Below are 22,822 nucleotides of genomic sequence, written 5' to 3'. Positions count from 1 at the left end.
CACGGCTTCTACGATAACAACAATTCCAAATCTTCCTTGCCCAGATTCCGAATCAGGCTGTTGTCGGCATTGATGATCGCATCCGCCAAATCGCGTTTGGTGTTTTGCAAGGCCAGCACTTTCTCTTCGACCGTGTCGCGCGCGATGAGGCGATAGGCGAAGACTTGATTCACCTGGCCGATGCGGTGGGCACGGTCAATCGCCTGGGCTTCGACCGCCGGGTTCCACCAGGGGTCGAGCAGGTAGACATACTCTGCCGCTGTCAGATTCAAACCGAGGCCACCGGCTTTGAGACTAATCAAAAACAACTTGCTGTCAGGGTTGGTTTGAAAGCGTTGGACGAGCGCCTGCCGTTCGTTGGATGACGTCTTGCCGTCGAGGTATTCATACTCGATGCCGTCCTTGTCGAGATGGCCTTTGACGATGGCGAGCAGCGAGGTGAATTGCGAAAAGATCAGCACCTTGCGGCCTTCGTCGAGCACGGCGCTGAGGTTGGTCAGCAACAGATCGAGCTTGGCCGACGATTCGTCAATGCGTTTTTTGTCAATCAGGCCGGGATGGCAGGCGGCCTGGCGCAGGCGCAGCAGGGCTTCCAAAATTTGAATCTTGGATTTCTTGAGGCCGACGACATCGAGGCGGTTCAACAGACTGTTGCGGTAATGGTCGCGCAGTTCGTTGTAAAGCTTGCGCTGCTTCGGCTCCAGTTCGCAAAAGAGCGTTTGTTCGAGCTTTTGCGGCAAATCTTTGGCGACCTGTTCTTTGGTGCGGCGCAGGATGAACGGGCGCAGCGCCTGGGCCAACATCTTGCGCGTTTCTTCGTCAGGGTTGCGCGCGGCGGCGCCGGTGAGTTTGAAGACCGACGCCGCACCGAGCATGCCGGGGTTGAGGAACTCGAACATGCTCCACAATTCGCCCAGATGATTTTCAACCGGCGTGCCGCTCAGCGCGAGTTTGTGATTGCCCCGCAACAGGCGCACGGCTTTGGCCGAAGCGGTGTCGGCATTTTTGACGGCTTGGGCTTCGTCGAGAATGATGTAGTCGAACTGCAAATCCTTGAACGTGACCGCGTCGTTGCGCAGCGTGCCGTAGGTCGTCAGGATCACGTCGTATTCGCCAAAGTTCTCGCCCTCTTTGTTCCGCGCTTGGCCGGTGTGATCCAGGATGCGCAACTGCGGCGCAAATTTTGTGGCCTCCTGCCGCCAGTTAAAGACCAGCGATTTCGGCACGACGATCAGCGAGGGCACGATGCCGCCGCCCTTTTCGCCATCGCGTTCGGCCCGGCGCGCTTCCAGCAGCGCCAGCACCTGCACGGTTTTGCCCAGGCCCATGTCATCCGCCAGGCAACCGCCGAAATTGAAGCCGCGCAGGAAGTGCAGCCAGCCCAGGCCTTCGCGTTGATAGCCGCGCAACTCGCCGATGAAGCCAGGCGTGGGGTCTACGGGTTCGATGCCGTTGAAGCGTTGCAGTTGATCGCGGGCGTGTTGAAAGACTTCGTCGGCGCTGGCTTTGGGTTGCGCCAGCAGCAAGGCGTCGAGCACGCCGATTTGGCTTTTGGTGAAGCGCAGATGATCGTCTTGCGCCTTGCCCAAACCGGCGAGCAGGCCGAATTTGCCGAGCCATTCTTCGGGCAGCAGGCCAAAGGTGCCGTCATCGAGTTTGACCATGTTGTCGCCGCGTTGCAGCGCGGCGAGCAAGGCGGGCAGCTTGATCGAGAGCGCACCGTAATCCACCGTGCCGTGCAATTCGAACCAGTCAATGCCCGAACTGACTTGAATCTTCATCTCGCCAGGACTGTGAAAGACTTTGCCCTCGGCTTCGACGTGCCAGCCCGCGCCGATTAAGGTGCGCACGGCGCGCGGCAGTTTGGACGGAGCCAAATCCCAACCGGCCTCTTTGTTGTAATAATCGCTTGGTTTGAAGCGGAAACCGAGGTCATACAAGAGCGTCGCGGCCTGTTGTTCAAAGGCGCGGTCACGGATGAGGAAGCGGCCTTGTTCGGACTGATAAATGCCGCGCCGCGCGTCGTCGGTCGCGACCACCGCGCCGTCGTAATCAAAGGTCAGCTTGCCGCGCAAGCGTTCCTGATTGTTGTTGTATGGTGTTTTGTTCGGTTTTCTGATGGTCAGCAAGGGGCGCGGCGTGAGCGAGACTTCCTCGTATTTGAAATCTTCGGGCAGATCGAGCGGGGGCAGTTCGGGATAGCGCAGCAATTCTTGCAGCAACTCTTCGCGCTGTTCGTAAGGGATCACGACGCGCTCGGCTTTGCGCAACAGCGCGATCCACTGAAAGGCGCCGCGATCATTCAAGCGCGCGGCGTGCGTGCGCGTGAAGACGAACCCGCTCTGATGTAAGAGCAGCGGTTCTTTTAATTCCATTTGCGTTGCGTCGCGCCGCAACACGCCTTTCAATTCCCAGCCTTCGGGCACGGGCGCGACTTCCAGGCGGAATTCCCATGGCACGCCGTCATCCCAAGCAATTTTGAGCCAGGTGTGTTCCTGCGAACCCGGCGTCAAGCGCAAGCGGCAACGCCCCGATTGGCAAATCACCGGCAGAATCATGTCGGGCAGCGGCTCGGGCAGGCGCACCTGCGTGGGCATTTGATCGTAGCTGCCATAGTAGCCGTAGCTGTAATAGCCGTGATGTTCTTTGGCGCCGGCCAGCAGGGCGAAGACCTGGCGGTCGCGCGGATCGTTGATGTGGGCGAGCACGGAACGCGCGAAGCGTTTGGATTTAGTCGTGCCCCAACTGCCATCTTTGCGCTGGTCGCGGTAAAAGATTTCGAGCACGAAATCGTGGCCGTTGAGCGTGGCTTGCACGTCCAGCACATAAATCACTTCGCGTGTGCTGGGCCAATCATTCGTGGGGACGATGACCGGCGCCCCCGCCGGTGTTTTGCCCATCGCGGCCAACTGCTCTTTCCAACTGGGCACGCTGGGCTTGGGCGGGACGGGCGGAACCAGCGTGGCAGGTTTCACCGGTTGAGCGGGCTTGGCAATGACCGATTTGAGCATGGCCAGCGCGCTGCGCAGGGGGCCGCGCGGCAATTCGTCAGCGTCGTCTTCATCATCAAAATCGGCGAATTCCTCGTCTAATTTCTCATCGAGGTCGCCCTCATAACCGGCTTCAGTCAACGTCACCGGGCGGTATAACCCGTCGCCAATCAAGTAACCGTAGTTATCTGCCGTGAGCAGCACGGCCCAAATATGTTTGCACGGCCCGCGATCTTGAAAGTAAGGGCACGCGCACCGCACCTCGATATTGTCGTCTTCGCGTTCGAGTTCGATCTCGTAATTGTCGCCGCCGTGCACCTGGGCCGCGACGTGCCACATATCGCCACGCTTGATGCGCACGGCACTTGATCGTTTATAGGCTTCACCGCGCCCGCGCACCCCCGGATCGAAGTACTCGGCCAACTGTTTCTCAAGGTATTTCTTCATCGTGTAACAACACAAAAACAGGATTGGTTAGGCTGCCGGGATTTTCGCGGCGGCTCCCAATCCTGTCAACTCAATGTGTTCTAAGGCAAGCGGGCAATTACTTGCCCTTGCCCCCGTTGCCGCGAACTATATCGCCCAAGCTCAGGATGGATTTGCCATCGGTGATGATCGTTTGAACACCCGGCGTGATTTTCTGGACGTATTCGTATTGGATCAGCGCCGGATTGCGCGAGAGCGCGTCGCCGCGCAGCTTGATCGCCTCGGCATCGCCTTCGGCGGCGACGATCTTGCGCTCTTTTTCGATCTTCTCTTTTTCGAGTTCGTACTTCTTGCGCTCGGACTCCTGTTGCGCAATCTGCTTCAATTCGATGGCCTTTTTGAATTCGGGCGAAAAGTCCACGTTGCGCACCAGCAGGCTATCCAGGATCAGGTAGCTTTTATCGAAGAGCACCTTCAGTTCCGTCTGCACTTCGTTCTGAATTTCCGAGCGCTTTGCCCCATAGACATCAATCACGGCGTATTTGCTGACCGAAGTGCGCGTGACGCTGCGGCCCGAGGGGCGCACGATTTTGGCTTCGTAATCGGGGCCGATCTCGCGGTGCAAGAGCACAATCTTGGTCGGGTCGGGGTGATAAAGAATCGAGACATCCACCGCGACTTCCTGCCCATCGCTGGTCAGCGCTTGCACCGAATCATCGCCCCGCACCTGCCCTTCGTTAGTCATCCGGCTCATCGTGTAGGTTGAGGTGCGCACATCATAGAGAGTTGCGGTTTGCGTGAAAGGAATCAACAGCGTCAGGCCTTCGCCCCGCGCGCCCAAGCCGCCGGTAATGTTGTTGAAGACCACCGCGCGATACCCCGCCGGTACTGTTTTGAAGGTGGAGAAAAAGACGATCAGGAGGAAAAACCCGAGCACCAGGTAGACGAGTTTGCGCAACCCGCCGCCGCCCAGATGGGCCTGTTTGCCGAAGTTTTCAAAATTGGAAAAGTTTGCTGACATAGACACCTCTTATCAAGGTTGGAGGGCAATGCCGATGGGGGGGCCATTTATTCGCTTGAAGCAAGGGCGTTCCATCAGCTTGCCGCGTTGCTCAATCGTGTTTGGTTAGGTGAGCGGTACCAGCAAACGTTACGCGTCTGCGCGAACTAGCCAACGGTCTTAACGAAGATTTCACGCTCGTTGCCCACATCGCGGGCGGCGGGCGTGATGATCGTCTTGGCGTTGACAAAAATCTTCTCGTTACGAGCCAGCGCCCGTTTCACATCCTCTTCGCAAACAAAGTCCACGGCTTTCGGCTTCGGCTTCTCGGCGGCCTCTTTCTGCGTTGCCTTGGCGGGTGCGGGCGCGGGCGCGGGCGGCACGACAACAGGAGCCGCGCCTGTGCCCGGATGAGGGTTTGGCTTGGCATTCGCCGGTGGCGCTGGCGCGGCAGGCGCGAATTGGCGCGCCGCAAACAGTTTATCCACCAACGCCGCAATGACCGATCCATCAACCTGCGCCGCCGTAGCCGCCGTCAGCGGGGCATTTGTTGCGCCTGATGTGACAGGCCGCGTCTCAAACGCCACGCGTTTGATGTCCATCAAATGCAGCGGCGAGATGTTGTCGGAAGTCACATTGCCGCCCCACGAACCGCAACCCAAGGTCATCGAAGGCGCCAGGTCGGTCGAGAATCCAATCGCCCCGTGCGTCGAAGGCGAATTGACGACCACGCGCGCGGCGGGCATCAACGCGCCGTACTGCAACGCCGCCTCACGATTGCGCGTGTGGATCGAAGCCGTATGCCCCATCCCGCCGAAATGCAAAATCTCATCGCAGAGCTTGCTGCCCGCTGCCAAACCATCCACCACGTAATAGGCCAGAATCGGCGAAAGCTTTTCGATGGAAAGCGGATAGTCGCGCCCCACGCCGCCGCCCTCGGCAATCAAACAGCGTGTGTTTGACGGCACGCTAATGCCCGCCCACTCGGCCAACAAGGTCGCCGGTTTGCCGACAATCTTCGGATTGAGATGGCGATTTGGGCCAACCACGAGTTTGGCCAGCGCGTCAGCCTGCGTGGCATTCAAGAAACAAGCGCCTTGTGCGGCGAGTTGGGCGCGCACTTCCGCATCGAGCGGCGCGTCCACCACCATCGCTTGCTCAGAAGCACAGATCGTGCCGAAATCAAAACACGTCCCGGCCAGAATATCGCGCACAGCCTTGGCCGCGTCCGCCGTGCGTTCGATCAGCGCGGGCACATTGCCGGGGCCGACGCCAAAGGCCGGTTTGCCGGACGAATAGGCCGCGCGCACCAGCCCTAACCCACCGGTCGCCAGAATGACGGCGGTGTGTTTGTGCTTCATCAGCGTTTCGGTGCCTTCGAGCGTGGTGAGTTCGATACAGCCGATGGCTTCGGCTGGCAGCCCGGCTTGTACCCCGGCGGCGCGCATCACGTGGGCGACTTCGACAACGCAGCGCGTGGCCGAAGGGTGCGGACTGAGCACGACCGCGTTGCGCGATTTGATCGAAATCAGGATTTTGAAGATCGCCGTCGAGGTCGGATTGGTCGAAGGAATGATCGCCGCCACCACGCCGCGCGGGGCCGCGATTTCAACCACGGAGCCGTTATCGCGCACGACGCCGACGGTTTTCAGCCCTTTGAAATAGTTGTGGACGTTGACGGCGGAAAAGAGATTCTTGACGTGCTTGTCCGCCGCGTTGCCATAGCCGGTTTCATCGTGCGCCAGTTGCGCCAGCCGCATGGATTCGCGTTGCGCCGCTTGCGCCATGACTTCGCAAATCGCGTCAATGCGGGCTTGGTCAAAGGTGGCGACAACGGCTTGCGCGCGGTGTGCTGCTTCGACCAGATCGCGGGCGGCTTGAATGGATTGCAGGTCTTTGTCGGGCATGCGCGTCTAGTAAAATTTGAGCAAAGGCAAGATGGGTGATTCCGGGCGCGGAACGAGTTTCTGTTCAGCGCAATCCACCAGCAAATCCATTACCTCAAGGGGAACTTGTCCCAATAAAGCTTCGCAAGCTAGCGGGCGTATCACGCATTCCACGTTTGCCTGGCGGTTATTGACCGTCACGGTGACGATGCCTGCCACGAGACGTTCTTCTTTACGCTCATCCGCATACTTCACAATAGCTTTGCGCATTTCTCGCAAACCAAGTGCTTCCACTTGCTCTTGCGGTAGCAGCAGCATTCGCGCTCCTGAATCAGCAATAGCGGGGGTCTCCAACTCACGTACTTCCTCTTCTTTGATTAGACCTCGTCTAGCTAACTCCCGATCCACCGCATTTTCGAGGTGCAACTGCACGACCACTTCGCCCATAGAAACCTCCTGACTACTGCTTGCCCGCGCCGCCATCGCCGAGCGCTTTCGGTTCGCCGCCCGCCAATTGCGAACCGGCTTTGTAACCGCCCGGCAATACGCGCTCGACTTCGATATGCGGGCGCGGAATGACGTGCACCGAGACGAGTTCGCCGACGCGCCGGGCCGCCGCCGCGCCCGCATCGGTGGCCGCTTTGACGGCGCCGACATCGCCGCGCACAAAAATCGTGACGAAGCCTGCCCCGATGTATTCTTTGCCAATCAAGACGACATTGGCGGCTTTAACCATTGCGTCGGCGGCTTCGACCGCGCCAACAAATCCTTTTGTCTCGACCATGCCGAGCGCTTCCATACTCATGGTGACTCCTTCGGAAAGTAGCCGCGAAGATGTTTTCGCGGGAATAGCGAGTTACTTGAATTGCCTCTTGAATTGCCTCTGAATTGTGATGAAGCTGAATCAATGCGGAGAGCATCATAATCGCAGCCCACCCCCGGCACAAGCGGCACGCCAATCCTCTGCAAGAAGATTAAAATCAATGCCTTCAGCACATTAAAATCCCCGTTCCAAGCTGAAATGTGTAGACGCTTTAGGATGAAATCCGTAGACTACGGCTCGCGACGTAATTCCCGCGATCCCTTTTATTCCGGCAGCTAATTTCAGGCTCAACAGCTATTTGAGCGTGCTTGTGGATCGCGGTCGGCTGGGTTCCCCCGTATCAGCCGTGCCCCTCAGTGCTTTAGTAACAACCCCGTATCAATTGATAACTCAACGCTAGCGAATTGTCAGCGCGCTGCCTCACTGTTCGTGGCAGGGGAGTGCGTGCGCCTGGCTCGGCACGTGTTTGTGCTTCAGGGAGATCATTACGTGATGGCCGTCAGGTTATTTTCCAGTTTGTTTCAACCGCGTCCCTTACCGGCCCGTCTGTGGCGTGGCGCCTTGTTGTTTGCATGCGCCCTGTTGATTTTTGCCTTTCAGCAATCCTCGCAATCCGCTAGTGCTGGCAGCGCCACCGGGAAGAAAAAACCGCGTGAAACCGCAGTCAATGTGTGCGGACAGATTCTCAGCTATACACCGGCCACTTCCACCACGCCAGGTTCGTTACGCATCAATAACACCACTTATGCTCTCGCGCCCGGCATCGTGATCGGCGGGCAAGCTCTGATCGCCGTCAATGCGGTGCTCTGTTTCGATCTCACGTTCGACAATGCCGGGCAGGTGACGTTGCCGAGTGCGGTGACGGGCTCTGTCGTCACGCTGTGCGGCGGTCTGGAAGAGTATCAAGCCGCCACGTTCAACGCGCCGGGGGTGTTGAAGATCGCGGGACAGTCCTTTCAAATCATGACTGACACGACCATTAAAAGCGAAGCCAGCCTGGTTGCCGGCGCGAACATCTGTTTGACCGCCACGCGTAATGCCCAGGGCCAAATCGTGACGCCGAGCGCGGCCATCGTCAATTTGCCGAAACAACTCGCTGTCTGTGGCAATGTCAATGCTTATACGGCGGCCACCAGTAACACGCAGGGTTTGCTTAATCTCGGTGGCATCTTCCTAACGACTGCACCTGGCACGACCATTGGCGGGTTAAGCGTTGGGCAGAATCAATGTATGCTGCTCTTTCAGGATGCCTTTGGGCGCGTGATCAACCCGGCCTCTGCCGCGCCAAATGGTGATGGAAAATTGCGCGTGTGCGGCGTGGTCAGCGAATACCGCAAGAGCGATTTATCCAACGCCGGGTTTATCCGCATCGCCGGCGCCGCTTTCCCCATTGCCGCAAACAACATCATCACAGACGGAAATCTGATTCAACCCGGCGTAGACGCCTGTCTTGAATTGGTGCTGGTCAACGGCCAAATCGCTAATGGGTCGGCGGTCAAAAACGGCATTGGCGAATGCCCGCAAATTACCGTGCCGACCGTTGTGCACGGGACGATTAACGATACGAATGAGGATGACACCTTTTTCTTGCCGCAACTGTCGGTCTTTACGGTTTCGGCCTCCAATGCCAGCGGCGTCGGGGTGTTGCCGTTGAGCGGCGTGCTCAATCAATTCGGTCTGAGCAATGTCAAAGGTCTGACGGCCTCGGCGCCCAATACCACGGTCACAGCGCTTTCTTGCTCAGACAGTTTTTGGGATTTCATCTTTGCGCTGTCGGCCAAGGGAGCGACGGACGGCGACATGGTTAAGCTGTATTTGCAAAGCCCGAACAGCGCCAACCCGCAAGTGATCGCGATGTTCACAGTGCAAAACGGCGGCTTTGTCATCAACTCCGTCAATCCGTTTGTGTCGCTTTACGTCTCGGGGAATGGGTTGTCGCCGGGTTATTTCATTCCTTCATTGCTGTCCCTGGGCAATGCCGGCATTTTCACGCCGCCGATCACGATCATCTTTTCGATGGATCGCCGCACGCCGCTGGACGGCTGTTTCCAACTTGGCATTGACCTGAAACGGACGGGCGGCGCGGGCATGCTGAGTTTCGTGCCGCTGCAAACCGTGGTCAAACGCCTGCCCAACACGGTTGCGGATGGCACAGGCATGCAAACGGGCGGCTTGGGCGTCTATCCCACCGGCAAACCCTGCGGCGCGGTTTGCACCCCTTGCAATCAATTGCCGCCGCCCGTCAGCTTGGCTGGCTTTGCGTATTGCGACAGCAACAACGACGGCATCAAGCAGGCAGGCGAAGTTGGACTCGCGGGCGTCACGGTCAAATTGACTGGCACCGATACGAATGGCGCCGTCAGCTTGACGACTACCACGGATGCCAACGGCGCCTACAGCTTCAATACGCTCAAGCCTGGAACCTATGCCATCACCGAAACGCAACCGGCCGGGTACGTAGACGGTTTGGACGCGGTCGGCACTCTGGGCGGAACGTTGGGCAATGACGTGATTTCCAATATCCAGGTCAGCACCACGAGCGGCGCTGATTACAACTTCGGCGAAAGCTGCAACGGCAGTCTGAGCGGGTTTGTGTACTGCGACGGCAATAACGATGGCGTGAAACAGGCGGGCGAAGCGGGCCTTCAGGGTGTGACGATCACGCTCACCGGTACGACCGCGCAAGGCAATGTCAACTTGACGATGGCGACCGATGGCAACGGCGCGTTCGTCTTCGGCAATCTGCAACCGGGCACTTACACGGTCACCGAAACCCAGCCGGCTGGTTACGCCGATGGCAAGGATGCCGTGGGCACGCTGGGTGGCACGCTGGCGAATGATGCCATCTCGGCCATCAATGTGAATAACGCCGTCGGCCAGAATTACAACTTTGGCGAAGGCTGCAACGGCGGTTTATCCGGCTTTGTGTATTGCGACGGCAATGGCGACGGCCTCAAACAAGCGGGCGAGCCGGGCATTGCAGGCGTCAAGGTCACGCTGACCGGCACGAATGCGCAAGGCCCCGTCAACGCAATGGCGACGACCGACGCGAACGGTGCGTACAGCTTTATCAATCTGCAACCCGGCACATACACCCTGACAGAAACCCAGCCCGCCGGTTATGCCGATGGCCTCGATGCCGTGGGTTCGCTGGGCGGCACGCTGGCGAACGATGCCATCTCGGCCATCGTGCTCAACAACAACGGCAACGGCATCAACTATAACTTCGGCGAAGGCTGCAACGGCGGCTTATCCGGCTTCGTTTACTGCGACACCAACAATGACGGCGTCAAACAGGCGGGCGAAGGCGGCGTGCCGGGTGTCACGATTCAATTGATGGGCACGGATTCGCAAGGGCCGGTCAATCTCTCGACCGCGACCGACGCCAGCGGCTCGTACAGCTTCTCAAATCTGCGTCCGGGCACGTACACCATCAAAGAACTGCAACCGGCAGGTTTCACCGACGGACTCGACGCTGTCGGCAGTTTGGGCGGCACGCTGGCGAACGATCAAATCTCAAATATCACCCTGCCGCAAAATGGCGTGGGCGTGAATTACAACTTCGGCGAAGGCTGTTTGGGTAGCCTGAGCGGGTTTGTGTATTGCGATTACAACGGCGATGGCCTCAAACAGGGCAACGAAAACGGCATTGCGGGTGTGGCGATCACGCTGACTGGCACTGATGCCAATGGCGCGGTCAATCGCCTGGCGATCAGCAATGCGACTGGGGCTTACACCTTCCCCAATTTGTTGCCCGGCACTTACAAGCTGACCGAAACGCAACCGCCGGGCAATGTGGATGGCGCGGACATGGCGGGTTCACTGGGCGGCGTGGTGACGAACGATATGATCGCCAACATCAATGTCAACGCGAATATCGGCGTTGATTACAACTTTGGCGAGCAGTGCATGCCGATCAAATGCGACACGATCTGTTTCCGCGATGCCCGCGATTGGCTCTTCCGGCTGAATCGTTTGCCCAACGGCACGCTCATCATCATGGGCTTCAATTTCAACAACCCTGTCAGCATTCAACGCAACGTGCAGGCAATTCAAAATGCTTTGCAAAGCGGCATTACGCCGATGCAGCAGCTCAACCGCGAATTCATCGCCGTGCAATTGAATTTGGCCAATGCGGGCGGCACCAGTTCGCCGGTGGTGTTCAATTCGTATTGGAGTCCGTTGCGCTGCTCCGGTTTGAATTTTACCCCGGTAACATTAACTAATGGCTTTGTCTTCACCCCGGAAACGCTGCTCAATGACTTGATGTTACAAGTCCAGGCCGCCATCCGGGAAAACCGGTCAGCCGATTTTCAAGCGCTGGCCAATCTACTCGCTCAATTGAATGGCAGATGCTGAGAAAAGTTGTTGGTTGTCGGTTGTCGGTTGTCGGTTGTCGGTTGTCAAAGCGCCAAAGTAAAAATTGTGGCAATGGCGGCTAACCCAAATGTCTAAGGCTGACTACTGACTACTGACTACTGACAACCGACAACCGACTACCGACTTACAGGAGTTAAGAATTAAATGAAAGCACAAACTACACTCTTCACCGCCGCGCTGGCGCTATGCTTAACCTTGCTGGCTTTGGCCCCAGGTTTCAAGACATCGTCAGTCGGCGCAGCCTCAGCCGTTCAAAACGGCGCAAAGGACTTTCCACCACCCCAAACCAAAGTCTGTGGAACGGTCACCGAATTTCAAGCCGCCACGGCTGTGAGCAGCGGCGTCGTGACCATCGGTGGCGCACGCTTCATCATCGCGACGGGCGCGTCATTGAACGGTTTTGCCGTGAGCGCCAATGTTTGCGCGACCTTCTGTTTGAACACGGCGGGCCAGATCGCCAGCGCCGAGGGGGTCGCCGCCAACGCGGGCGCGCCGCAAATTTGCGGCATCGTGAGCGCCTTCGCCCCTTACGAGTCCATCCAGATTGGCGGCGCGAAATTGAGGCTGGTGAGCGGCACCTGGATTCAGGGACAAACGATCATCGCGCTGGGCGTCAATGTTTGCTTAACGCCGGTTTACGACGGTTCCGGTTTGCTGACTTTTGGCAGTTCGGTGGCAGAGGCGCCCGGCAGCTTGTCCCTACGCATTCCCGCACTTGTGCACGGCCATCCGTACAACAATGAATCGGCGGACGACGTGTTCCAACTCCCAACGCCGCTGGTGTTGAATGTGCAACCGCCTGCTCCCGCGACGGCGGCAGTGACGCAGGCCAGCGGCTATTTCTATACGCCTTACCCCGGCTTCAAAAATAATAGTATTTACGCCTTCTCTTACTCGACCCCGAATAGTTCGGTGCGGGCGGCGACCTGCGCCGAGAGCCTCTGGGACCTGTTCTTCCAGATTCGCTCCAGCGGTGACGTGGTGGATGACATGATCACGCTCTCGCTGCAAAAGCCCGATGGCAGCGGTTCCTTTGTGGTCGCCATGTTCACCGTCGCCGCCGAAGCGAAGGGCGTGATCCTGAATCAACTCGCCCCCGACGTGCAGCTTTACGCGCAGGGGCAGGGGCAACTTCATGTGGGATCGTTCATTCCGTTTACCGGCGACGCGGTGAGCGGCCGCACGACGCAGACCATCACGGCGATTTTCTCAATGAACTCGTCACGCCTGATGGATTGTTTGCAATACGTCGTCGAACTCAAGCGCGCGGGCTGGCCCGGCACGATTTCCATCGTGCATATCGCGGCGGTCGTGAAACGCGTCGGTGAACTCTTCGATGCCAATCATGGTGATGGCGAAAGCATCACCATCGGCGATTTCGGCTGGTATCCGACGGGCCGCATGTGCGCGCTGGTCTGCGATGCCTGCCTGCCGCCGCCGCCCGTGCAACCCTTGCCCGGCAGCCTTTCCGGCTTCGTCTATTGCGACCTCAACGACAACGGTCTCAAAGAGGCTGGCGAACCGGCCTTGAGCGGCGTGCCAATCACGCTGACCGGTAATGACATCAATGGCGTGGTCAACAAAACGACCGCCACCGATGCCAATGGCTTTTACATCTTCCCCAACCTGATGCCGGGCGTCTTCAAGATCACCGAAACGCAACCGGCGGGCGCGACGGATGGCAAAGACACCGTCGGCACACTGGGCGGCATTACCACGAACGATATGTTCGCCAACATTCCCCTGGCCTCGTTGGGGCAAGGCGCCAATTACAACTTTGGCGAGCAATGCACTGGCCCGACACCCACGCCCACGCCGACACCAACCCCCACGCCGAACAACGTGAAGTGCGACACGGTGTGCTGGCGCTCGACGCAATACCTGCTGAACAACTTCCGCTATTGGCCGGGCGGCACGGTGCTGGCGGCGGGTTATAACAGCAACAATCCGATGGGGATTCAGAACAGTCTCACCGCGATTCGCGGTATTTTGCAGGGTGGGCCGAGCGCGCAACAGCGGCTCAATCGTGAATTCGTGACGGCGCAACTGAGCCTTTCGCTCGCGGGCGGGCCGGGTTCGCCGGTCGTCTTCAATGTCTTCTGGAGTCCGCTGCGCTGTTCGCAAGTCAGCTTCTCCTCGGTGGCGCTGAGCAACAGCATGGTTTTCACGCCCGAAAGCTTGCTCGACACGTTGATGAACCAAACGGTGCTGGCCATTCGCGAAAACCGGCAGCAGGATTACGATGAGTTGGCTAACATGTGGTCCTTACTCAATGGACGCTGCGGCTATTAACCCAACGGCCTCGCATTCCATCCATCAAAAGCCGACGCCGCCAGCTTGCTTGTCAAGCTGGCGGCGTCGGCTTTTTGCCTGCCGTTATCTTTGATGCTCAACAGGCGCGCCAGAGTGCGCAACCTCAACTCAAGTAAGCCTCCTTCAACCGCGCCTGCACAAACGCCAAATCCCGCTGCGCCGCCGCGAGCGTATTCTCCTCTACCGCTGCTTTAGTCGCGCCGCCGATTTCGTATTCCAAATGCAGCGAGATTGGCCCGGCGAAATTGGCTTGTTGCAGCAGTTTGAAATACGCCTGCCAATCCACCATGCCTGCGCCGAGCGGACAGTTGATGATCTTCCAGCCCTTGGCGGTTTTCTCCCAGTAAAAATCCTTGACCGCGATCATCTTCAAACGCGGGGCGATCAGGTTGAAGGCGATCTTCCAGCCCGCGCCGCCGCCTTCGACGACGGCGTGCCGCACGTCGAAGTAATATCCAGCGCTCTTGGCATCCAGGGTGTCTATTGTGTTGACTACGTCCAACAGCGGCCCGCCCAGATTGCCTTCGTGATTGTGGAAGCCGAGTTGCACACCGTTCTGTTTCGCCAACTCCACCAGACCGCGAAATTCAGCGGCGAATTTCGCCAACTCCTGCCGGACGTCGCTGAACTGATATTTCCAGTAACCCGGTTTGAGAAAGGGAATGCCCGCCTTGCCCGCCGCGCTCAAGATCGGTTTGGCCGTCGGCTCGCTGGCCGACACCAGACCGGTCGTGATCATCGGCACGCTCAATTCGGCAGCACGAATCGTTGCCACGGCCTTGGGCAAGTCCTCCGTCACACGTTCGGGCAAGACGTGGCCGCCGGGCCGCACGGTCAGGTCTACGCCCGCGAAGCCCAGCGTTTTGACCGCATGCGCCAATTGCGCGCAATCGAGTTGTGGCAGGTGCTTGGAAAAGAGAATGACTTGGCCTTTGAAACCAGTCTCAGTGACGGCTGCTTGGGTGGTCCGGTCTGTGAGAATAGCGCTGCTCACAGCCGCGCTGCTGGCAAGTTTGAGAAAGTCGCGTCGAGCGGTCATCGTTGGTGAAGCCTCCGGGAATGAAGTGATGTGAATGCGAACTGCAAACGCATTATGGCCGATGAGCGCGCGCTTGCGCCAGAATCCTCCAACTCAACCAGTGCTCTTGCAAAGTCGCCAGCGCGAGCGCTCGAACGGTTTGGCTGACTCCTGATTCCTGACTCCTGATTCCTGCCTACCTAAAAATCTCGGCTGATTTTCACTTTGTCAGGAATCAGGAGTCAGGAGTCAGGAATCAGGAGTCAGCCAAAGGTCTTTGCCAGATGTTTTGAGGACTTTGCCAGAGCCACGGGCCAACTCAACGCTGCGAAATGAGCGCGGTGCTGGGCGGAGCCGCCTGGTATTGCGTGAGCGTGGTGGCCAGCAGATGCAGATAAGCGGCCTGATAATAGATCGCCGGTTCGGTCAGCTCCCACGAATTTTCCGGCCAGTCGCCGTTCCAATCCAGATAGGCGCGTTGGGGCGGCTGATGATGCAAATTGGTTAGGAGTGTGCCTTGGTATTCCGGCGAAGGCGCAAACGTGCGATGCGGCCCGCCCGACAGAAAGCCGGGCGCGGGGCCGCGCGGCGAAGTCGCGGCGTTGTCCCACACGCTGCCATTGCGGAACCAACGATGAAAGATTTCATTGAGCGAGTTGGCCGCGCCGTACTCGCGCATATTCGTCAGATAAACCAGCCCCAGCGGATTGACGCCGTGCAGGTAATGCAAATACTGCGCGCCCGCTTCGCGATACAGCGCCGCGTCTGTTGCTGATTGAGTCGCTTGTTGGAAAAAGAGCAGACCGAGATGGCTTTTCAAGCGGTTGCTGCCCCAGGTGTAACAATCGTCTTTCAGATACGCGCGATAGGCGTCCGTCCCTTGCTGAAACGCCGCCAGAAAGTCTGGCCCGCGCAAGGCGCTGGCGTGACTCGCGCGCAGCGTTTGCGCCGTCTTGGCAGGCGCGTTCGGCAAGTCCGCATAAAACCAAAGCGCATCTTGCAGCAGCGCTTCGTAACAATGCCAGTAATCCCATTGCAACGCATGGGTCGTGCGCAGATGAGCCTCGACGTAAACGCCGTAGTCCGCCGCGCCAGTCAAGGCCGATAGATAAATGGCGGCGGCCAGTTTGAACATCGCGCGTTGATAGGCGTTGACCTCGGTGCTCTCGCTGCCGAATCCGGCGTTGTCAAAAAGCATGTCAGGATGTGCCGCAGCCCAACGCCACGCACGGCCTGCCGCCGATTCCAGCCGTTCAGCATAGGCTGGCATGTATTCGCGATAGACCAGCGCCGCGTGTGCAAACGAGACCGCCGCCGCCAACGTGGCCGAGGTGCTGGCTGCGCCGTAATAGCGCACCGTCGCATCGGCGCTGGGCGGCGCAGCGCTTTGAAAATCGGCGGCGGAGAGTTTGGTCAGCACCGACCCGTCGCGGTTTTGCATCCGCAACAGCCAATCCAATTCCCATTTGATCTCGTCCAGCAAATCGGGCACGCCGTTGCCGGATTCGGGCAGATTGAAATCGTCTGCCCAGATAGCGCGATTGTTGCTGAAGGCGAAGAGCAAATCTGACAGTGTCTCTGCCGTGAGGATGGTGTATTTGTTGTAATCACCCGCATCGTGCCAGCCGCCGCTCAAATCGCGTTCGGTCGCGGCGTCGTGGGGGGCGTGCACGTCACGGGCGCGTCGGTCAGCCAAATGGCAGGCGCTATCGGCCCAACGCGCATCAGCAAAGGGCTGTTGTTTGGCGTGACCGCAACGTTGATAAAAAAACATGCGCGTCGCCTGTTGCAAGACCGACCGATAAACATCCACGCCGATGCGAAAGCTGTCGGAGCGCAACGCATTCGACGGATCATAAACGTAATACTCGCCCGTTTGCGTCAGCGCCGAAAAATCGAACCACCAAACGCGGTCGCCCGATTGCGCGTGCACCGCACCTTGCCGCCAGACGCTTGGCTGGCTGCGCAACACCACGCGGTTATCGACGCTGCGGCGGATTTCAAACATCGTGCCTGGCTGATAGCCGCTTGCGTTCGCATTGTTCAGCGCTGCTTCGGCAATCACCGCGACTTTCTTCAGCGCGGGCAAATAGCCGAATTGATCAACGTGAATTTGCACGGATGGTTGACCGAGCGGCGCGGCATACGCATTCGCTGCCAGCCACAAACAAAGGAATCCCCCCAGCACACGCCAAGCACGCAGCATCGTTTCTGCTCCTGCTGAATTTCATCCGGAGGGGGAGTTGGATTGTTGTTGCGAGGGGGAATCAGCGCTGAGTTGTGCGCGCCCGAATGGCGCGCAACTCAGCCATTGTTGAGTGAGTTGCCGCCGTGCTTGTTACTGGCACAGCAAAGCCGTTGTCGAAAAAAATCTTTGCACCTTACTGCGCACTGGCACCAAGCGGCCAGCACCGCAGTACGTGCGTGGCGTCGTCTCGTAGCGCATTGCCAGGTGTCAATGTGTTGGTCTGAGGTCGGCTGTATTTTCAACCGGGCGGTAAATCATAAACCCCGTCCCTTGCATCAGCCTGATAAAGCCCGCCAGCGGTTGCTCAATCACCTGGCCGCGCTGTTGCCGCGCGTGCCGCACCAGCAATTTGCCGCCTTCACGAAAAACCAGTCCGACGTGATAAACGTCGAGGTCTTGGTGCGGCGCAACAAAAAAAATCAGATCGCCATTCGCCAGCCATTTGCTGACGCGGTCAAGTTCCTGTTTGGGAAAATAGCGAAAGCTTATCTGTTTGGGCGGAATGCCCGGCACAACGCTCAAGGTGACAGTTCTTTCCAGCGTGCCCGGCCCGCTGGTGAGGTCATGCAAAAAGCCGCGTTGCACCTGATAGCGCGACCAAGCGGTCATATAATGCAATCGCGCGCGGTAATCCACGCGGCCATTTTCATACCTGATTTCGCGCAGCTTGGCGGGGAACTCTTCGGCCCTATGCGAAACCGCCAGCGCCAAGACCGTCTCGACAAACGTCACGCAATCGAACCCATCGAAGCGCGTGACCAGTTGTTCGGGCTCAGTCGGTGAACCAATCAGCGGATTGAGCAGATAAGGCGCGCCGATCAAGTGCGCCGAGATGCTTTGCGCCCGGTCACCAAGCGTCGCGGTGGCTCGCGCTGCCGCCAGCAAGGTGCGCGCGGTGTTCAGATTCCCCGCATCCATCGTAGTAACTGGGGCGGGCGAATGCACCACCGTGCGTGGCCGCGCGGTGTGCTGCTGGCCGGCGGCGCTGAAACTGAGCGCCAAAAAACCAGCCGTGAAAAACAAACTCTGTTTGAACCGCATGCTTACCTCGTGTGCTTGCTTCAGTCGTCAGCTTGGGCTTGATCGCTGCCCGGCAGTCGGCCAAGTTTACCCGGAAACGAGCGGACTGGATACCGCAAGTTTGTGATCGGGTGCGCGTCAAAGTTTTGCGCAGGCGGAAACGAACGTTGCAGCGCAAGTGGCGCAACCTGCCGAGGTTGTGCGGTGTCGCAAGTGAAGCCTTGGCCGTAGCTGTCAAGCGGCGCAACCTCGGCAGGTTGCGCTACGCGCACCGCCGCCGCCCGTTTTGCCTTTGTGCAAAACTCTGACGCACGCCCTTTGTGATCGGGAACCGTGAGCATGTGGCGCGCTAAAGCAGCTTCGACATCTTGACGAAGTGACAGGGAAGCAGCGGTTCATGATTGGCCCTGAACGGCGCCGTGCCCGTCTCGTGATAGCCCAGCCGCTGGTAAAAACCCGGCAATTCCTCCCGCACATTCACGATTTGCAATTCCATCTCACGACAGCCCGCCGCGCGGCAGTAATCTTCGGCTGCCATCACCAAACGTTTGCCCAGCCCCGTCTTTTGCCGCGCCGGATCAATCGCCAACAAGCCGAAGTAGCCTTGCTTACCTTGTTCGCCACGCAACTCAACATAGACACAACCGATGAGTTGGCTGCGCTCTTCCGCCAGCAAAAAGACACCGGCTTGTAACTGTGTGCGGATGTGGTCAGGATTCGTGCGGTCGCCGTCTATAAAGAAGCGCTCGACACGGAAGGCGGCATTGACGAGGGCAGCGATGGCCTCGGCGTCAGTTGGCGCAGCTTGGCGAAAAGGCAAATCATTCAGCATAGATTCTTCCACGTATTGGTTGTCGCTTTAGCGGTTGATCACGCGTACCCGGTGCGCTTCGCTATCGCCGATATAAATCGCGCCATCCTTATCCACAAATACGCCGTGGGGCCGCGCCAGCTTGCATTCCAGCGGATTGCCATCGGCTCCATCGCCTTTTGCGCCCGTGCCCGCAATCAGTTCGAGCGTGCCTTTGCGCACATCAATCATCCTGATCGAATGGCTTTCGGTGTCGGCTAAGTAGACATTGCCGTTGGGCGCGATGCTCAAGCCTTTGGGGCCGGAAAGCGTCGCTTCTTTGGCTGGTCCCCCACTTTTTATGAAGCCGCCGGTGAAGTCTTGCTTGCCGGTGCCCGCGACGTGATGAATGGTGTGGGTTTTCATGTCGAAGCGATAGACCGCATTGCCTTCGCGCAGCGCCAGCCAGAGGTCGCCGTTACGGTCGAAATCGAGCGCGCGCGGGCCATTGAGCGGCGTGCCCGCGATGGGGGCGCCCTCGGGCGTAGGCTTCTTTTCACCCGTGCCCGCCACGGTCAGGATGAGGCCCTCTTTCAGCAGCACCTTGCGAATGCGGTGGTTGAGGATGTCGCAGATGTACAGATCGCCAAAGCGGTCGAATTGGATGCTGTGCGGCTGATTCAACTGTGCCTTGTTCGCCGGGCCGCCATCACCCGAAAAACCCGGTTGGCCTGTGCCCGCGACGGTGGTGATAATTTTGGTTTTGGCATCTACGCGGCGCACGGTGTGGTTGAGCCGTTCGACAAAATAGAGATTACCTGCTTTGTCGAAGCGTACTTCGTAAGGTTCATTGAGTTGCGCTTGCAAGGCCGGGCCGCCGTCGCCGCTGTAACCTTTCTGGCCCGTGCCCACGACAGTGGTGATACCTTTGCGGTCTATACGGCGGATGACGTGATTATTGGTGTCGCAAACATACAACGCGCCGTCGGGGCCGCGCACGAGACCGAAGGGTTGGTTGAGTTGCGCCTCTTTGGCGGGGCCGCCATCACCGGCATACCCGGCCTGGCCTGTACCCGCGAAGTTGCTGATGCGCGGTTGCGCGTAAATCGCCACAGTCAAGCTGGCGAAAAGCGAATTCACCACGAAGAGACGAAGAGCACGAAGGAAAAGACGAGAAGCCTGGACACTTTCTGTATTTTGCTTCGTGCTCTTCGTTTCTTCGTGGTTGAATATCTCTGAATGCATGTAGTTGTGTGGCACGCCCTCAAAACCTCCAAACTGATTGACTTCAGCCGATACTGACTGAAGAATACACGTGCTCGTCAATTGGTAAAACCTCCCTGCTACTCTGGAGAAAAAAGTTATGGGCAGCTTCACTCGTTTTAAGGCTGTACTCGTCGCGCTGGCGCTGACTGGCGGTGCCTTGGCAATGGCCGATGACTTGCCATTTAAGGCGGAGCTTTTGAACCACTGGGCTTATCAAAAGGTGCAGAAGCCTGCCGTGCCTGCCATCAAAAATCGCGCCTGGATCAAGACGCCGGTGGATGCATTCATCTTGCAGAAGCTGGAAGCGAGTGGCCTCACGCCCTCAGCGCGCGCCGACAAAATTACCTTGCTGCGCCGTGCGACTTTTGATTTGACGGGTCTGCCGCCGACGCCAGAAGAGGTCAACGCCTTCGTGGCTGACCGTTCGCCGCGCGCGTTTGAAAAAGTAGTTGACCGGCTGTTAGCGAGTCCGCGTTACGGCGAGAAATGGGCGCGGCACTGGCTCGACCTGGCGCGCTATGCCGAGAGCGATGGGTTCAAGGCCGACGACACGCGCCCGAATATCTGGCGCTACCGCGATTACGTCATCAAGTCGTTCAACAGCGACAAGCCCTACGACCGCTTTATCAAAGAGCAAATCGCTGGCGATGAATTGTGGCCGGATGACCCCGACGCGCTGGTTGCAACTGGTTTCAATCGCCACTATCCCGACGAATACAACGCGCGCAACCTGATGCAGCGGCGGCAAGAAATTCTCAACGACATCACGGACACGGTCGGCGCGGTTTTCCTTGGCACGACGTATGGCTGTGCGCGCTGCCACGATCATAAGTTCGATCCGGTCTTGCAGAAGGATTATTACAAGCTGCAAGCCTTCTTCGCTGCGACGCGCGCCAAAGACGATTACGTGCTTGTCTCGCGCGCCGAACAAGCCGAATACGCCCGCAAACGCGCCAACTGGGAAGCGCAGACCAAAGACTTGCGCGAGCAAATCGAGAAGTTGGAAGCGCCCGCGAAACAGGCGCTCTATGACGACAGCTTCGAAAAGTATCCGGCTGAAATTCAAACCGCGATCACCATGCCGCCCGAAAAGCGCGACACGATGCAATGGCTGATGTACCACAAGGCGCAATGGCAACTGCATTATGGCTTTGATGAAGACGGCAACGGCATCGCCAACAAACTGAAAGGCGAGCAGAAGAAGCAATGGGAAACCTTGCGCGAACAACTGGCCGCCTTTGACAACATCAAGCCGCAACCGCTGCCCATTGGTTCAGGCATCACCGACGTCGGGCCGGAAGCGCCCAAGCATTTCTTGCTGAAAGGCGGCGGCTATGACAACTACGGTGCGGAAGTCCAGCCGGGGTACTTGTCGGTGATTGATCGCCACGATGCCAAAATTGAGCCTTGCGACAAGGTCACCTCAACGGGCCGCCGCACGACCTTGGCGAACTGGCTGACCGATCCAAACAACCCGCTGGTGGCGCGTGTGCTGGTCAATCGCCTGTGGCATTACCACTTTGGGCGCGGCATCGTCGGCACGCCCAACGATTTTGGCCAGATGCGCGAGGTTGAGACGCACCGCGAATTGCTGGATTGGCTCGCCTCGACCTTTGTCGAGCAAGGCTGGAGCATGAAAAAAATGCACCGGCTGTTGATGCTCTCGAATGCCTATCAACAGGCGACGACGTTCAATGAGCAGGCGGCGCAAACTGATCCTGATAACAAATTGCTCTGGCGCTTCCGGCGGCAGCGGTTGAGCGGTGAGGAGATTCGCGACGCCATCCTGGCGATCAGCGGGCAACTGAACCGGCAGATGGGCGGGCCGAGCGTCTTCCCCGAAATCCCCAAAGAGATGGACGTGCGCGGCGGCTGGAATCGCAAGGAGAGTGCGGAAGCGCGCAACCGCCGCAGCATCTACGTGTTTATGCGGCGCAATTCGCGTTACCCCATGTTTCAAGCCTTCGACTTGCCGGATTCGCACGAGAGTTGCGCGCGTCGCAATGTCACGACGACGGCGCCCCAGGCGCTGAACCTGCTCAATGACAAAGTGACCTTGAGCGCCGCCCAAGCCTTCGCCGGACGCGTGTTGCAGACGGCGGGCGCGGATGTGAATGCCCAGATTGCGGCGGCGTATCGTTTGGCCTTCGCCCGCCAACCTGCGGCGGATGAGATCGCTGCGGCGTTGAGCTTTTTGCAGCAGCAGGCCGCGCTCATCCAAACGCGGCTTGAGGCAAAGCAGGCGGTCGCATTGCCGCGCAATACCCCAACTGGACTTGAGGCGGCAAAGGCGGCGGCGTTGATTGATTTTTGCCACGTGCTGTTCAATGCGAATGAGTTTGTCTATGTCAACTGATGGCACGCCAACGCACAACTCCGGCCGATAAGGCGCGCGACGATTTTGACGGCGCGTGGAAAGAGGTGATCGAACGCTATCTGCGCGAGTTCATGGATTACTTCTTCCCCGCCGCCAGCGCGGGCATTGACTGGACGCGGCCGGTGCGTTTTCTTGACAAGGAACTGCAAAAGATCGTGCCGCGCGGTTTGGTGCGGAAGGGCGTAGTGGACAAGCTGTTTGAAGCCTATGCACTCGACGGCCACGAATGTTTGATCGCCGTGCACCTCGAAGCGTAGAACGAGCCGATCCTGAACCTGGAAGAGC

Annotated in this window: 14 protein-coding genes; 4 read left to right on the top strand and 10 right to left on the bottom strand. The window is 58.5% G+C overall.

Annotated features, from left to right (window positions below; genetic code table 11):
- Nucleotides 1–8: 8 nt before the first annotated feature.
- The 5 genes from HY011_16295 to HY011_16275 form a co-directional block, all read right to left on the bottom strand.
- Entirely contained in the window at nucleotides 9–3,437 is a 3,429-nt protein-coding gene (locus HY011_16295; protein ID MBI3424495.1) for an SWIM zinc finger family protein, read from the bottom strand.
- Between the two features lie 97 nt (nucleotides 3,438–3,534).
- A complete protein-coding gene (locus HY011_16290) occupies nucleotides 3,535–4,437 on the bottom strand; it encodes a prohibitin family protein (GenBank protein MBI3424494.1) in 903 nt (300 codons plus the stop codon).
- 146 nt (nucleotides 4,438–4,583) lie between these two features.
- Nucleotides 4,584–6,323: an aldehyde dehydrogenase family protein gene (locus HY011_16285; GenBank protein ID MBI3424493.1), complete on the bottom strand. Its 1,740-nt coding sequence runs from the start codon at nucleotides 6,321–6,323 to the stop codon at nucleotides 4,584–4,586.
- Nucleotides 6,324–6,329: 6 nt separating this feature from the next.
- Nucleotides 6,330–6,749 (bottom strand): clan AA aspartic protease, encoded by a 420-nt coding sequence (locus tag HY011_16280; GenBank protein ID MBI3424492.1) that lies wholly within the window; start codon nucleotides 6,747–6,749, stop codon nucleotides 6,330–6,332.
- Nucleotides 6,750–6,762: 13 nt separating this feature from the next.
- Nucleotides 6,763–7,107, bottom strand: a complete 345-nt coding sequence (locus HY011_16275) for a BMC domain-containing protein (GenBank protein ID MBI3424491.1) — start codon at nucleotides 7,105–7,107, stop codon at nucleotides 6,763–6,765.
- A 510-nt stretch (nucleotides 7,108–7,617) separates the two neighbouring features.
- On the opposite strand from HY011_16275, the gene HY011_16270 reads away from it, so the two are divergent.
- Both HY011_16270 and HY011_16265 read left to right on the top strand, forming a co-directional pair.
- Nucleotides 7,618–11,484 (top strand): carboxypeptidase regulatory-like domain-containing protein, encoded by a 3,867-nt coding sequence (locus HY011_16270; GenBank protein ID MBI3424490.1) that lies wholly within the window; start codon nucleotides 7,618–7,620, stop codon nucleotides 11,482–11,484.
- Between the two features lie 165 nt (nucleotides 11,485–11,649).
- Nucleotides 11,650–13,797, top strand: coding sequence for a hypothetical protein (locus HY011_16265; protein MBI3424489.1), 2,148 nt, complete (start codon nucleotides 11,650–11,652; stop codon nucleotides 13,795–13,797).
- A gap of 124 nt (nucleotides 13,798–13,921) precedes the next feature.
- Here the strand turns inward: HY011_16265 and HY011_16260 are convergent, their stop codons facing one another.
- The 5 genes from HY011_16260 to HY011_16240 form a co-directional block, all read right to left on the bottom strand.
- Nucleotides 13,922–14,857, bottom strand: coding sequence for a sugar phosphate isomerase/epimerase (locus HY011_16260; protein ID MBI3424488.1), 936 nt, complete (start codon nucleotides 14,855–14,857; stop codon nucleotides 13,922–13,924).
- 298 nt (nucleotides 14,858–15,155) lie between these two features.
- Complete coding sequence (locus tag HY011_16255) at nucleotides 15,156–17,042, bottom strand: glycoside hydrolase family 9 protein (protein ID MBI3424487.1); 1,887 nt, start codon at nucleotides 17,040–17,042, stop codon at nucleotides 15,156–15,158.
- Nucleotides 17,043–17,291: 249 nt separating this feature from the next.
- On the bottom strand, nucleotides 17,292–18,125 hold the full coding sequence (locus HY011_16250; GenBank protein MBI3424486.1) for a DUF1460 domain-containing protein: 834 nt from the start codon (nucleotides 18,123–18,125) through the stop codon (nucleotides 17,292–17,294).
- A gap of 328 nt (nucleotides 18,126–18,453) precedes the next feature.
- Nucleotides 18,454–18,936, bottom strand: a complete 483-nt coding sequence (locus HY011_16245; GenBank protein ID MBI3424485.1) for a GNAT family N-acetyltransferase — start codon at nucleotides 18,934–18,936, stop codon at nucleotides 18,454–18,456.
- Nucleotides 18,937–18,963: 27 nt separating this feature from the next.
- On the bottom strand, nucleotides 18,964–20,139 hold the full coding sequence (locus HY011_16240; GenBank protein ID MBI3424484.1) for a hypothetical protein: 1,176 nt from the start codon (nucleotides 20,137–20,139) through the stop codon (nucleotides 18,964–18,966).
- 118 nt (nucleotides 20,140–20,257) lie between these two features.
- On the opposite strand from HY011_16240, the gene HY011_16235 reads away from it, so the two are divergent.
- Together HY011_16235 and HY011_16230 are read left to right on the top strand one after the other, a co-directional pair.
- On the top strand, nucleotides 20,258–22,516 hold the full coding sequence (locus tag HY011_16235) for a DUF1553 domain-containing protein (protein MBI3424483.1): 2,259 nt from the start codon (nucleotides 20,258–20,260) through the stop codon (nucleotides 22,514–22,516).
- Nucleotides 22,516–22,794, top strand: coding sequence for a hypothetical protein (locus HY011_16230; protein MBI3424482.1), 279 nt, complete (start codon nucleotides 22,516–22,518; stop codon nucleotides 22,792–22,794). The genes HY011_16235 and HY011_16230 overlap by 1 nt, the downstream gene beginning before the upstream one ends.
- Nucleotides 22,795–22,822 lie beyond the last annotated feature (28 nt).

This window comes from Acidobacteriota bacterium (assembly GCA_016196035.1).
Classification (GTDB): Bacteria; Acidobacteriota; Blastocatellia; order RBC074; family RBC074; genus JACPYM01.
This window is presented reverse-complemented; position numbering and strand designations above follow the sequence as displayed.